The following is a 12,958-nucleotide window of genomic DNA, read 5'->3' as shown; positions in this document are numbered from 1 at the left end:
TAGATTCGACCAACGGTCAGCGAGTGTTCGGGAGGGCCCATGGCGCAGGAACGCGCCGACCGGATCCTCGACGCGGCCGCCGAGCTCCTGATCCAGCACGGCTACCGCAAGGTGACGATCGACGACATCGCCCGGCGGGCCGCCATCGGCAAAGGCACCGTCTACCTCCACTGGCGCACCAAGCGGCAGCTGTTCGAGGCCCTCCTCCTGCGCGAAGCCGTCGCCTACCTCGAAACGCTCCTCGAGGAGCTGCGCCGCGACCCGGCCACCGTGCTCCCCCACCGGCTGCTGCCGTTCTCGTTCATCGACATCCAGAACAGGCCCGTCCTGCAGGTGCTCATCACCGGCGACACCAGGCCGCTGCAGGGCATGCTGGCCGACCGGCCGCTGCAGAGCCAGGAACTGCTGGCCGCCACCCGCATGTTCGACCTGATGGTCGGCCACGGCCTGCTCCGCGCCGACGTGCCCAACCTGAGCTACGCGATGAGCGCGCTCAACGGCGGCTTCTACCTCATCGACGAGCTCGACCCGCAAGTCGCCGAGCTCGACCGCCAGGCCAAGGCCGAGACGATGGCTTTCGTCGTCCGCCACGCGCTCGAACCCGCCACACCGCCGCCGGCCGAGGAACTCGCCGAGGCGGCCGCCGAGTTCATCGCCGTCTTCGAGAATCTCATCCAGCCCTACCGTGACCTGATCTACGCCGGCTGACCGCGTCCAGTTCCGCCACCAGCTCCTCCAGCGAGCCGATGACCGTCACCCCCTCGTCCACCGGCGCGCCCGCTCCCTGCCCGGCGGCGCCGCCCGACCTGTCCAGCCAGAACGGGCGCAGCCCCGCGTCACGCGCCCCGAGGGCGTCGACGTCGTACTTGTCGCCCACGAACGCGACCTGCTCAGGAGGCAGGCCGAGCCGCGCGCAACCCTCCAGGAAGATCCCCGGGTACGGCTTCGCCTGGCCGTACTCGCTGGAACACACGATCGCCGCCTCGCCGAAGTGCGCGAGCAGTCCCAGCGCGGTCAGCTTGTCCAGCTGATGCGCCAGCGTCGAGTTGGACACCACGCCCAGCCGGTAACGCGGCGCGAGCGCCTCCAGCACGGGAGCCGCGTCAGGGAAGGCCGACCACGCGGCGTTGACGAGCGCCGAGTAGCCCGCGAACCAGGCCGTCGCCTCCTCCTCGCCGACCGTCCTTCCGAGGAACCTGCTGACCCGCACGAGCCTTTGCTCCTCGAAGGTCAGCTCACCGACGAGGAACCTGGCGTACTCCTCCTCCATGATCCCCCGCCAGAGCGCCACCGCCTCCTCAGGCGAAGGGAACACCGCCACCAGCCCCTCGGCCGCCAGGGTCCCGAGCAGACCGGCCCGTTCGGCGCTGGTGTAGTCGAAGAGGGTGTCGTCGATGTCGAACAACACACCACGGATAACGTCAGACACTTCCCCGCCTCGTCGCCGCAACGAAATCGCACCCAGCCCGCACGCTACCCCGGCGGCTCCCCCACGCCGCCCCCGGGTCCCCCGAGCTCGGCGGCAGGGAACGGTACCCGCTTGCCGCCCGTCAGCAGGCGGCGGTGGAAGTCGTCCAGGACGAGGGACGCCCGCGCGTGCCGATCGATGATCGCGGCGATCTCCGCGGGGATCCCGGCCGGCCGTTCGCGATCGAGCCACTCCCGCAGGAAAGCCCCGTGCTCGGTGCCGCCGCGCAGGCCGGCGAGCAGATGATGGCGGAGCAGATGGGCCGCCGTGTAGTGGCGGTCGTACGCCAGATGGTCGGAGAGGAAAGCGGCCTCCCCCGCCGAGAGGTCGAAACCCGCGCTCAGGGCCAGCCCGAAATCGGCGAAGTAGAGCCGCCGCCCGTCCGTCAGCACGTTGTGGAAATGAGCGTCGAAGTGCACGAGCTCACGAGAGCTCATGTACGCGGCCCCTCGTGCCAGAGCCTCCTCCGCCCACAGGAACGTCGCGGCGGTCGGGTGGTCGGCCAGCCAGGCGCCCAGAGTCCACGGCACGTGTTCCAGGAAGAGCACCAGACTGAACGTGGACCGCCCGATCGCTTCCAGACGTCCCCGCACGGCCGCCGAGCCGTCCCAGTGCGCCACCGCCCCTTCGAGGCCCCCGAACTCGTCGGCGAACCCGCGAGGAGGCGAGTCAGGCAGGATCCGCCAGTGGTACATCAGCGGGAACCCCTCATACTCGTCGCCCAGGACCCAGTTGGTCGTCATGGTGTGGACGGCCAGTTCACGCCACGCACCGAACCCGGCCGAGCCGATGCCGTACTGGTAGAACATCGGCAGCCCGAACACGTTCGCCGTCGAGCGCGCGTGCTCCGGCCGCAGCTCGACGTCCGTCAGGGGCACCCGCTTGACGAACACCCGAGTCCCGTCGAGCTCCACCTCCGCCGACCTGCCGCCGATTCCGGCCCCGCGCTCGCCGGCCGCCGCGACGACCTCGCCCAACCGCCGGTCGCTCATCAACGACAACCGGGTGGAGACGGCCCCGTACGCCGCCAGGCGGGCCGCGTACCGCGCATCAGAACGGTCCTCCGACGGCTCTCCCGCGATCTCCTCCATCGATCAACCCTATCCAGCCTGGGCCGGCCCAGCCGACGAGACCCCGCCGCGGCCCGTCGTGGGCCAGCTAGTGCTGGGCCATGTCCACGAACCGGCTGTAGTGACCCTGGAAGGCGACGGTGACGGTCGCGGTGGGGCCGTTACGGTGCTTGGCCACGATCAGGTCAGCCTCACCCGCCCTGGGCGACTCCCGCTCATACGCGTCCTCACGATGCAGCAGGATCACCATGTCCGCATCCTGCTCGATCGAGTTGTGGACGCTGATCCCGTTGGCCACGAAGTTGTGCGTGCCGAGCACCGTGGCGTCGTACACAGGCTGTTCGCCCAGGCTCTCGATCGAGGCGATCTCGTCCCAGAAGACGTCGTTGGTGGCCAGCATGTCCATCTGGGCATCGTCGAGAATGGCGGCCACCCGTCCCAGCCGCTCACGACTCGGCGCGGGCTTCGACAGCGCACTGCCACAGAACTGCGTGCCCAGGTCGTCGGCGAACCGCCGGTGGGTCATTCCCTTCTCCGTCAGGACCTCGCGCACTCGCCCCCACACCTCAGCGGGCACGGTGTCGAGGTTGGTGTCGCTCTTGACGTGGCTCAGCCCGGCGAGGCAACGCTCCGCCTGCGCTGCACGCTCTCCGTGGACCCCGATGTCGTCCAGGAAACGGCGCTGGTTCTCGGCACCGTAGATGACGAGTTGGTAGCCGGGACGGTGGTCGCCCTTCCTGGTCGTCTTCACCCTCGTCATCACGTTGAAGCGCAGAAGCAGTTGCGCCACGTCGTCGATCAGCCGCCTGCTCGTGGAGGAGTAGGAGATGCGGGCCTGGCCCTGCTTGTCATCCCACCACACGCATCCGTCCGTCGCCCACAGGTGCCGCAGGAAGTCGGCGATCTGCCGCTTGGGCAGCGCGAAGACCCCTTCGGGGACGAACTTCTCGTTGCTCCTGAGACCGAACAACCCCAGGGAGTCGAGCCACGCCGCAACAGGGTTCCGCTTGCCGTGCGTCAGCCGATACGGCGCGGGCAGCCGCACGGTGGTCACCCTGGCCGCCTCATCGTCGTCACGCACCGCGGTGACACCGAAGTGGCGAGCCGCCTCGGTCACCGCGACCGTGCATGGCTCGTCCGTACTCGCGTAGCGGATCGGCTGGCGCCCGACGAACGAGCCGTCGCCGATCATGTGGGCCAGCAGCGCGACCTCACTGTCCGACCACGACTGCAACTGCCGCGGGGCAGGCACATGGCGGGGGACGGCCAGCCGGACGCCTGGGCCGAGATCCCCGAGAGCCTGCCAGCCGCCGTAGGTCAGGAACGGGTGGTTGGCGGTCGCGGTGATCTCTCTTCCGGAGGTCAGCCGCAGGCGGAAGACCTCTTTGGTGCCGCTGGGGAACACATGGGTCATCGTCCGGGGAACGAGCCGGAGGTTGTCGTCCATCGACCAGACAGGAACGTCGCGCGCGCCCGACTCCAGCAGAGCGCCGAGAGTCGTCTCAGCGCCGGTGTCGGCTCTGAGGATGCGGGTGTCGGCCGTGAGACATCCCGATTCGCGAAGGTCGCTGACGGCGGGGCGCTTGTCGGTGCGCTGCTCGGGGCCTCGGTTGAGCTGGGAGATCGCGATGACGGGCACCTCGAGCTCCTTGGCCAGCAGCTTGATCGATCGGGAGATCTCCGAGACCTCGTTCTGCCTGGACTCGGTCTTCTTCGGCGAGCTCATCAGCTGGAGATAGTCGATGACGACGAACCGCAGGTCGTTGCGTTGTTTCAGGCGGCGGCACTTGGCCCTGATCTCCATCATCGACATGTTGGGCGAGTCGTCGATGAACAGCGGCGCCTCGGCCACCTCGCTCATCCTGCGGGCGAGCCTGGTCCAGTCGTCGTCGTTCATCATGCCCGAGCGCATCGAGTGGAGCGCCACGCGAGCCTCGGCCGACAGCAGGCGCATGGTGATCTCGTTGCGCGACATCTCCAGGGAGAAGATGACGGTGGTCATGCCGTGCTTGATCGCCGCCGATCGGGCGAAGTCCAGGCCGAGCGTGCTGTTGTGCGTCGGGACGCAGGCTCTGCCCGCGAGGTACATGTGATCGTCGTTGTCGACTTCCACGCACCGGACGGGCACCGACGCGATGGGTCTGACGTCGACGATGTGCCGGACGCGGGTCGCCGGGTGGACGGCGCCGACGAGCCTTGCCGCCTTGCTGGACAGCCGGAAGACCCGGTCGGCCGTCGTGAAGCCGATCGTGTGGCAGGTGGCGGAGCCCGGGGTTCGCCCCTCGGCGGGCTCCGTCCCCGCGGTGGCCTGGTATCCGAGGCTGAGGACGAGCTCCAACACGTCCTCGGCCAGCCGCCGGCTCGTGTGGGCGAACTGGATCAGTCCCCGCTCGTCGACCGTGCCGCCGGAGTCGAGCAGACCCGCGAGGAGGTCGCGGCGTTGGCGCTCCGAGGCCCTGAGATAGCGCGCGGGGACGTGCGCGCCGTCCAGGAGGCCCAGTGACCGCAGGACGTCCCGCATGCTCCCGCGCTCGTCGTGGAGGAGGTCCTGCCCTTGGCCGATGCGCAGCCCCTCGCTCGCGAGGTGGGCCGCGATCTCGTGGTCCGCCGTGGCGAGCCGGCTCGCGCCGCCGTGGCCGTCGCCCAGCCAGATGCCCAGCGCGTACGGCGGCAGCGGCAGGTCCTGCTCGTCGAGCTGGAAGGCGCTCGCGACCTCGACCGCGTGGCGGGGCCGCCGGCCTGCGGGGGCGGAGCGGAGGGAGGCGGCGATCTCCTCCGTGGTGCGCACGCGTCGGTGCGCCTCGGTCGTGGCGTCGTGCTCCGGCCTGGTCACAGGGGCAGGTCTGGTCAGCGCGGACCTGGTGACCGAGGCGAGCCTGGTCACAGCGAACCCGTTCGCAGCGGACCTGGTAACTGGGGCGAGCCTGGCGAACCCGTTCGCAGCGGACCTGGTAACCGAGGCGGGCCTGGCCGGCCGGGCGTGCTGAAGCGCGCCGGGCACCGGGGGGGACAGGTGGGCGGGGACGAGCCCTGCGGCCCCCCGCGTCCATACCGGTGTCCGCTCGTGCGCGGTGAGCCGTCCGGGTCGCTCCGCGGTGGCGGCGTAGGCGCCGCGCACCCGCCGCGCCGTGTCCTCGTGCCGGGAGAAGGCTCGCTCGGGCGCGGCACGGCGGCCTGTCGAGGTGCTGGTTCGCCACTGGTGCCGGCCGTCGGCGACGATGACGGTGCCGTCGCTGAACTCGACCTCGTAGCAGGGCCTGCCGGTCATGACGCCGGTGGCGGCGACGACCCTGGTGGGCCTGCCGTCCGCGCCGATGAGGTGGTCGCCCACGCGGACTTCCCCCATGGTGGTCCAGCCGGTGGGCGTGGGCAGCGGGGTGTCGAGCGCCAGCGCCTTGCCGATCGCGGGGCGGGCGGCGACGACGATCATCTGGCCGGGGTGGAGACCGTTGGTGAGGCTGTCGAGGTCCTGGAAGCCGGTGGGGACGCCGACCATCTGGCCGCCTCGGGAGCCGATCGCCTCCAGCTCGTCGAGGGCGCCGGGCATGATGTCGGACAGCGGCGCGTAGTCTTCGGACGTGCGGCGCTCGGTGACCTTGTAGATCTCGGCCTGGGCGCGGTCGACCAGGTCGTCGACCTCTTCGTTCTGCCCGCCGTAGCCGAAGGAGACGATGCGGGTGCCGGCCTCGATGAGGCGGCGGAGGATGGCCTGCTCTCGGACGATCTTGGCGTAGTAGCCGGCGTTGGCGGCGGTGGGGACGACCGCGGTCAGGGTGTGGAGGTAGGCCGCGCCGCCCACCCTGGCCATCTCGCCGCGCTTCTGGAGCTCGTCGAAGACGGTGACGGCGTCGGCGGGCTCGCCCCTGCCGTACAGGTCGGTGACGACCTCGTAGATCATCTGGTGTGCGGGGCGGTAGAAGTCGTCGGACCTGATGATCTCGACGACGTCGGCGATGGCGTCCTTGGACAGCAGCATGCCGCCGAGAACGGACTGCTCCGCCTCGATGTTGCTCGGTGGGGTGCGCTCGAATCCTGGGCCGCCGCCGCTCGGCTCTTCGTCTTCCATGGTCTCCGCGCCCCCTTGAACACACCTAGCAGGCGGTCGCACCACCCCCACTTGTAGTCGACCGGGCTGACAGTTTCGCCCGTCGTTAGACGGTACGGCAACGCAGCCTGTGGACAACCCTGTGGTCAAGCTGTGCAGGAACCGGTGGAAGGTGTGGGAGCGCTGTGGACGAGCCTGGGGATAACTCTGAGCCGCCCTGCGGAAAACCACTCTGACCTGGGAAAACACTATCCACTAGCTGTGGAGGAAAGAAAGTTGACTCGACACGCCAAAGGATCATTACGTAAGGGGCATAATGGCTAAATGCCCATTACTACCCAGGACAGGGAGATTCTGCGCCTGGCGCTCCCCGCGTTCGGAGCGCTGGTCGCCGAGCCGCTGTTCCTGATCGCCGACTACGCGATCGTGGGCCACGGGCTCGGCACCACCGCGGTCGGCGCGCTCAGCGTGGCGGGAACGGTGCTGTCGACGCTCGTCTACCTCTGCGTGTTCCTCGCCTACGGCACCACCGCCTCCGTCGCCAGACAGATCGGCGCGGGTAACCACACGCGCGCGATGCGCAGCGGGGTGGACGGGATGTGGCTGGCCTTCGCCATCGGCGTGGCGCTGATCGTGATCTGCTGGCCGCTGGCGCCCGCCATGGTCGCCCTGTTCGGCGCCGCCGCGGAGCAGTCCGCCGAAGCCGTCACCTACCTGCGGATCAGCCTGCTCGGCACCCCCGGCATGCTCGTCGTGCTCGCGGGCACCGGCGTCCTCCGCGGGATGCAGGACACCAGGACGCCGCTCGCCGTTGCGATCGGCTCCTTCGCGCTGAACGCCGTGCTCAACGCCTGGTTCGTGCTCGGCCTGCACTGGGGCATCGCGGGCTCGGCATGGGGCACCGTACTGGCGCAGACCATCGGCGCGGCCGTCTACCTGCGGGTCGTCGTCAGGGGCGCGCGCCGCGCCGGGGTGTCGCTCGCGCCCGGCCTCTCGGGCATCATGCAGGCGGGTACGGCCGGCCTCGCCCTCCTCATCAGGACCGTCTGCCTGCGCATCGTGCTGCTGGTGGCCACGGCCATGGCGACCAGGCTGGGCACCGCGGAGCTGGCCGCGCACGCCATCGCCACCCAGCTGTGGACACTGCTCGCCCTCGCCCTCGACGCCATCGCGATCGCGGGGCAGGCCATCACGGGGCGTTCCCTCGGCGCGGGCGACACCGAGGGCACCAGGGCGGCCACCAGGCGCATGGTGTGGTGGGGCCTGTGGTCGGGCGTCGTGCTCGCGTTGGTCGTCGTCGCGGGCCGGCCGTTCTTCCCCGGCATCTTCGACGCCGATCCACAGGTGACCGCCGAACTGCTCGACGTGCTGTGGGTGGTGGCGCTGTTCCAGCCGGTCTCGGGCATCGTCTTCGTGCTCGACGGCGTCCTCATCGGCGCAGGCGACCAGCGTTACCTGGCGTGGGCCGGGGTGTGGACGACGCTGGCCTACCTGCCGGTGGCCCTCGTGGCGGGCGACCTCGTCGTGCTGTGGCTGGCGCTCGGCGTGTGGATGATCGCACGGCTGATCACGCTGGGTGGCAGGGCGTACGGCACGCGGTGGCTAGTTACCGGAGGTTGACCACTCGTCAACCGGACCGTGCTTGCCTGGCACGGTCCAAGGCTTGCAAGGTGGGAGCCTTCACCTAGGCGATTGGTACAAAGACGTGCGCCGCCTCCCCCTCTCCGAAGCCCTCGGCCTGCGCACCGGTGCCCGGCACAGCCTGCACCGGCTCTACCGGCCTGCCGACCTGGTGGTGCTCGGCCTGGGTGTGATGATCGGCGCGGGCATCTTCAGCGTCGCCGGCCGCCAGGCGGCCACCACGGCGGGCCCCGGCGTGATCCTCTCCTTCATGATCGCCGGGATCGCCTCGCTGCTGGCCGCGCTCTGCTACGCCGAGCTGGCCTCCGCGATCCCCGCGTCGGGCAGCGCCTACACCTTCACCTACGTCCTGTTCGGCGAGGTGTGGGCCTGGGTCGTCGGCTGGGCGCTGCTCCTGGAGATGCAGCTCGCGGCGGCCGTGGTGGCGCGCGTGTGGGCGCTGTACGCGGCCCAGACGCTCGCCGACCTCGGGCTGAGCCTCTCGCTCCCTCCTGGCGTGCTGACCGCGTTCATCCTTGGCGTGCTGACGCTCACCGCCGCGGTGAGCGCCAGGATCGGGCTGCGCGCGCTGTGGGTGATCGTGGTGGCGAAGCTGCTGGCCATCGGCGCGGTGATCGTCGTGGGGGCGCTCCACTTCGACGCGGCCAACCTGGGCGGGTTCATCGCGCCGCACCAGCCGGCGTCGAACCCTCCCGACACGCTGCTCGGACTGGTCGTGGGGCCGACGGGCACCTTCGGATGGTTCGGGGTGTTCGCGGCGGCGCCCGCGATCGCGTTCGCCTACATCGGGTTCGACATCGTGGCCACGGCGTCCGAGGAGACGCTGGACGCGCCGCGTGCCGTACCGAAGGGGATGATCCGGAGCCTGGTGATCGCCACTGTCCTCTACATCGCGGTGGCGATCGTCATGGTCGGCATGGTGCCCTACACCCGGATCTCCGAGTCCGCGCCGCTGGCGGCGGCCTTCGCGGCGGTGGGCGAGAACGCGATGGTGCACGTGATCAACATCGGCGCCGTCCTGGGGCTGACGACCGTGATCCTGGTGCTGATCGCGGGGCAGACGCGGATCATGTTCGCGATGGCCCGTGACGGGCTGCTGCCGCGCGGGCTCGGGACGCTCAGCCGCCGCTACCACAGCCCCTCCAGGGTGACGCTGGTGATCGGCGTGACCGCGATCCTGCTGGCCGAGCTGGCGCCGGTGCTGATGCTGGAGCAGCTGGTCGTGATCGGCACGCTGTTCGCGTTCCTCGCGGTGTCGGCCGGGGTGGTGGTGCTGCGCCGACGGATGCCGGGCGCTCCCCGCGAGTTCAGCGTGCCGCTGTCACCGCTCCTGCCCGCGGTGTCGGTGCTGGCGACGCTGTGGCTGATGGTCAACCTGAGCGTGCAGACGTGGCTGTCGTTCGCGGCGTGGATGGCGCTCGGCGTCCTGGTCTACCTGGCGTACGGCAGGCGGCGCAGCCTCCTGGCCGCCCCCGTCGCCTCCGGCCGCGGACGCCACCGCCGCTGAGACGTCAGAAGCGCCCCGACTCGATCACGCTGCGCAGGAAGTCGCGCGTGCGAGGGTGCTGCGGGTCGCCGAAGATCTGCTCGGGGCTGCCCTTCTCAAGCAGCACCCCGTCGTCCAGGAAGCAGATGGTGTCGGCGATGTCCCTGCAGAAGCTCATCTCATGGGTGGTCATGACCATCGTCATCCCCGCGCCCTTGAGCTCCCTGATGATGCCGAGCACCTCGGTGACCAGCTCGGGGTCGAGCGCGGAGGTGACCTCGTCGAGGAGCATCAGTCTGGGTTGCGTGGCCAGCGCGCGGATGATGGCCACCCGCTGCTGCTGCCCGCCTGACAGCTGATCGGGGTAGGCGTCCGCCTTCTGCGCCAGGCCGAATCTGGCCAGCAGCTCACGAGCCTGCTCCTCCGCCTGCTTCCTGGCCACCCTGTGGACCTGGCGCGGAGCGAGCGTGATGTTGTCGAGCACGCTCATGTGGGGGAACAGGTTGAACGCCTGGAAGACGATGCCCACGCGCTTGCGCACGTCGTCGACGTCCACGCGGGGATCGGTGATCTCCTGGCCGTCGAGCGTGATGACCCCGTCGTCGACGGTCTCGAGCAGGTTGACCGTACGCAGCAGGGTCGACTTGCCCGACCCCGAGGCGCCGATGAGGCAGACCACCTCGTGCGGGGCCACCTCCAGGTCGATCCCACGCAGGACGGGGTGGTCGCCGTAGCTCTTCCACACCCCTTCGAGGGCGAGCACGGTCATCGGCCCCTCCGCCTCTGCGACCGGGCGGCCAGGTAGTCGGTGAACCGGGCCATCGGGATGGTGAGCAGGACGAACAGCAACGCGGCCACCAGGTAGGGCGTGTAGTTGAAGGTGGTGGAGGCGTGGATCTGCGCCTGCCGCAGCGCCTCGATCGCGCCGATGGTCGCCACCAGCGCCGTGTCCTTCTGCAACGACACGAAGTCGTTCAGCAGCGGCGGGATGACCCTGCGCACCGCCTGGGGCAGCACCACGAACCGCATCGTCTTGGCGTGGGTGAGGCCGAGCGAGCGGGCCGCGGACACCTGGCTCGGATGGACCGAGTCGATGCCCGAGCGGAACACCTCGGCCACGTAGGCGCCGTAGGAGAGCGTCAGCGCGATGACGCCGAGCGTCGCCTCGTCCGAGGGAATGCCCTGCAGACGAAGCGCCGGCAGGCCGAACCCGACGAGGTAGACCAGCAGGATCGTCGGGACACCACGGAAGATGTCGGTGTAGGCGACGGCCAGGCAGCGCAGCGGAAAGAACACCGGGGCGGTCAGCCCGCGCGCCAGCGCCACCAGCAGGCCGACGACGAGGATCAACGGCTCGGCGATCAGGAAGATCTTGACGTTGAGCAGGAACCCGTCGAGCACGTCGGGCAGCGCCGTGACGAACTGGCCGGGGTTGAAGAAGGTGTCCTGGACCCGGTTCCAGCCCGGCGCGTTCGTGACCGCCCAGACGACGAGCACCAGGAAGACGACCGTCGACACGGTGGCGGTGGAGGCCGAACGGCGCGCACGGCCGGCGCGCATCCGCTCGCGTTCGCGCTGCCTGTCACTCTTGACCCAGGTGGTGGCCATCACTTCAGCTCGGGAGCGCCCGCCGCCTCGCCGAGCCACTGCTGCTCGATCTTGGCCAGCTCACCCTTGGACCTCAGCGCGTCGACCGCCTTGTCGACGCAGGGCTTCAGCGCGCTTCCCTTCCCCATGACCAGGCCGAACTCCTCGGGCTTTTCGCCGCCCGTGGCGCTGAACTGGCCGAGGATCTGCGAGTTCGGCACCTGGACGGCGGTCACGTAGAAAGCCGTCGGCAGGTCGACCACGAGGGCGTCGACCTGGCCGTTCTTGAGCGCGTTAACCGCGTCGATCTGCTCGTTGTAGACCTTGGGCAGCGAGGAGGGCCGGATGACACGCTGGACGGCGCTGAACGCGGTCGTGCCGACCTGCACGCCGATCCTGGTCTCCCTGAGGCCCACGAGGGTCGTGGCGGTGGCGGCGGGAGAGCCCTTCAGGGTGACGACGGCCTGCTTGACCGTGTAGTACCCCTTGCTGAAGTCGACCGCCTCGGCCCGCTGCGGAGTGATCGAAACCTGGTTGACGTCGAAGTCGAACTTCTTCTCACCGGGGGCGAAGGCGGTGTCGAACTTGACCGTCGACCACTGCACCTCGTCACGGTCGAAGCCCATCTCGCCGGCGACCGCGTAGGCGACCGCGCTCTCGAAGCCCTGGCCGTTGGCGGGGTCGTCGTCCTTGAACCACGGCTCGTAGGCGGGCTTGTCGGTACCGATCGTGAGCTTGCCCGCGGAGACGAGCGTGAGCTGATCCTTCGTGCAGGCGGTGGACGCTGCGGCGCTCGGTGCCGCCGTGGTCGCGGTGTTGTCGGCGGGCGCGCACGCCACAGCCGCCGTCGCGAGCGCACCGAGCGCGAGCAGCATCGAAGGGCGGACCATGGGCAAGCCTCCACGTTACCTAGATGAACGTGCAAATTGTACGCGGCACTAATGGAGGATCAGTTCGGGCCCATATGCACCTTTGACGGCTTATGCTCAGCGCACCGGCGACGCCTCCCGAGCCCAGGCCGCCGGCAGCCGCAGCGCGGTGTGCGAAGGCGACCCTTTCTCTACGGTGTGGACGACCAGCGCCTGGTCAGGATCGTCGGGCAGCCGCGGCGTCTCGAACGACAGATCCAGTTCGCCGGCCACGGGGTGCAGGTAGAAGTAGCGGCCATGCGTCTTGTCCCTGAGCCGGTGCTCCTTCCCTGAAGTCGTCGCCGGTGGCGGCCAGCCCATGACCGTCCGCAATGGTCGATCGACCACGATCGAGTTGATAGGTAGGAGATTTCCTACCTATTATGAGCCGCATGACCATCACGCACGCCAAACTCGTCACGCTGCCCGTCACCGACCAGGACGCGGCCAAGGACTTCTACGTCGGCGCCCTCGGCTTCGAGGTGCTCACCGACAGGCGGATGGGGCCGGTGCGCTGGCTCCAGGTCGCGCCCGAAGGCGCGCAGACCAGCTTCACGCTGGCCGCCGCCGAGCAGGGCTTCACCCCCGGCTCCGCGAAGGGGATCATGCTGGAGACGTCCGACCTCGACGCCGACTGCGCCCGCCTCGCCCGGGCAGGAGCGGCGGTCGACGGCCCCATGGACCTGCCATGGGGGCGTCAGGCCACCTTCACCGACCCGGACGGCAACTCCTTCGTCCTGTCCGCCTCCTGAA

General features: G+C 69.6%; 11 protein-coding genes. 4 read left to right on the top strand and 7 right to left on the bottom strand.

Features of this window, described 5'->3' with window-relative positions; genetic code table 11:
• Positions 1–39: 39 nt before the first annotated feature.
• Entirely contained in the window at positions 40–708 is a 669-nt protein-coding gene (locus ACFSKW_RS15180) for a TetR/AcrR family transcriptional regulator (protein WP_379572865.1), read from the top strand.
• Here the strand turns inward: ACFSKW_RS15180 and ACFSKW_RS15175 are convergent.
• The 3 genes from ACFSKW_RS15175 to ACFSKW_RS15165 form a co-directional block, all read right to left on the bottom strand.
• Positions 671–1,429, bottom strand: coding sequence for an HAD family hydrolase (locus ACFSKW_RS15175; protein WP_379572864.1), 759 nt, complete (start codon positions 1,427–1,429; stop codon positions 671–673). The genes ACFSKW_RS15180 and ACFSKW_RS15175 overlap by 38 nt on opposite strands.
• A 44-nt stretch (positions 1,430–1,473) precedes the next feature.
• A complete protein-coding gene (locus ACFSKW_RS15170) occupies positions 1,474–2,559 on the bottom strand; it encodes a protein kinase family protein (RefSeq protein WP_379572863.1) in 1,086 nt (361 codons plus the stop codon).
• Positions 2,560–2,626: 67 nt separating this feature from the next.
• Complete coding sequence (locus tag ACFSKW_RS15165; RefSeq protein WP_379572862.1) at positions 2,627–6,604, bottom strand: replicative DNA helicase; 3,978 nt, start codon at positions 6,602–6,604, stop codon at positions 2,627–2,629.
• A 303-nt stretch (positions 6,605–6,907) separates the two neighbouring features.
• On the opposite strand from ACFSKW_RS15165, the gene ACFSKW_RS15160 reads away from it, so the two are divergent.
• A complete protein-coding gene (locus ACFSKW_RS15160; protein ID WP_379572861.1) occupies positions 6,908–8,203 on the top strand; it encodes an MATE family efflux transporter in 1,296 nt (431 codons plus the stop codon).
• A gap of 85 nt (positions 8,204–8,288) precedes the next feature.
• A complete protein-coding gene (locus ACFSKW_RS15155; RefSeq protein ID WP_379572860.1) occupies positions 8,289–9,731 on the top strand; it encodes an amino acid permease in 1,443 nt (480 codons plus the stop codon).
• Between the two features lie 4 nt (positions 9,732–9,735).
• Here the strand turns inward: ACFSKW_RS15155 and ACFSKW_RS15150 are convergent, their stop codons facing one another.
• From ACFSKW_RS15150 to ACFSKW_RS15135, 4 genes are all read right to left on the bottom strand, one after another.
• A complete protein-coding gene (locus tag ACFSKW_RS15150) occupies positions 9,736–10,479 on the bottom strand; it encodes an amino acid ABC transporter ATP-binding protein (protein ID WP_379572859.1) in 744 nt (247 codons plus the stop codon).
• A complete protein-coding gene (locus ACFSKW_RS15145) occupies positions 10,476–11,318 on the bottom strand; it encodes an amino acid ABC transporter permease (RefSeq protein WP_379572858.1) in 843 nt (280 codons plus the stop codon). Before ACFSKW_RS15145 ends, ACFSKW_RS15150 begins: the two co-directional genes overlap by 4 nt.
• Positions 11,318–12,187 (bottom strand): ABC transporter substrate-binding protein, encoded by an 870-nt coding sequence (locus ACFSKW_RS15140; protein ID WP_379572857.1) that lies wholly within the window; start codon positions 12,185–12,187, stop codon positions 11,318–11,320. Before ACFSKW_RS15140 ends, ACFSKW_RS15145 begins: the two co-directional genes overlap by 1 nt.
• Positions 12,188–12,283: 96 nt before the next feature.
• On the bottom strand, positions 12,284–12,553 hold the full coding sequence (locus tag ACFSKW_RS15135) for an MmyB family transcriptional regulator (protein WP_379572856.1): 270 nt from the start codon (positions 12,551–12,553) through the stop codon (positions 12,284–12,286).
• A 44-nt stretch (positions 12,554–12,597) separates the two neighbouring features.
• On the opposite strand from ACFSKW_RS15135, the gene ACFSKW_RS15130 reads away from it, so the two are divergent.
• On the top strand, positions 12,598–12,957 hold the full coding sequence (locus tag ACFSKW_RS15130) for a VOC family protein (protein WP_379572855.1): 360 nt from the start codon (positions 12,598–12,600) through the stop codon (positions 12,955–12,957).
• The last annotated feature ends 1 nt before the right edge of the window (position 12,958 follow it).

The sequence above is a fragment of the Nonomuraea mangrovi genome (assembly GCF_042681425.1).
GTDB classification, from domain to species: Bacteria; Actinomycetota; Actinomycetes; order Streptosporangiales; family Streptosporangiaceae; genus Nonomuraea; species Nonomuraea mangrovi.
The sequence above is the reverse complement of the archived record's forward strand: the minus strand, read 5'-3'. Positions and strand labels throughout refer to the sequence as shown.

Coding starts and splice junctions, on each gene's coding strand:
- ACFSKW_RS15180 (WP_379572865.1), top strand. CDS start 40: ATGGCGCAGGAACGCGCCGACCGGATCCTCGACGCGGCCGCCGAGCTC.
- ACFSKW_RS15170 (WP_379572863.1), bottom strand. CDS start 2,559: ATGGAGGAGATCGCGGGAGAGCCGTCGGAGGACCGTTCTGATGCGCGG.
- ACFSKW_RS15165 (WP_379572862.1), bottom strand. CDS start 6,604: ATGGAAGACGAAGAGCCGAGCGGCGGCGGCCCAGGATTCGAGCGCACC.
- ACFSKW_RS15160 (WP_379572861.1), top strand. CDS start 6,908: ATGCCCATTACTACCCAGGACAGGGAGATTCTGCGCCTGGCGCTCCCC.
- ACFSKW_RS15150 (WP_379572859.1), bottom strand. CDS start 10,479: ATGACCGTGCTCGCCCTCGAAGGGGTGTGGAAGAGCTACGGCGACCAC.
- ACFSKW_RS15145 (WP_379572858.1), bottom strand. CDS start 11,318: ATGGCCACCACCTGGGTCAAGAGTGACAGGCAGCGCGAACGCGAGCGG.
- ACFSKW_RS15140 (WP_379572857.1), bottom strand. CDS start 12,187: ATGGTCCGCCCTTCGATGCTGCTCGCGCTCGGTGCGCTCGCGACGGCG.
- ACFSKW_RS15130 (WP_379572855.1), top strand. CDS start 12,598: ATGACCATCACGCACGCCAAACTCGTCACGCTGCCCGTCACCGACCAG.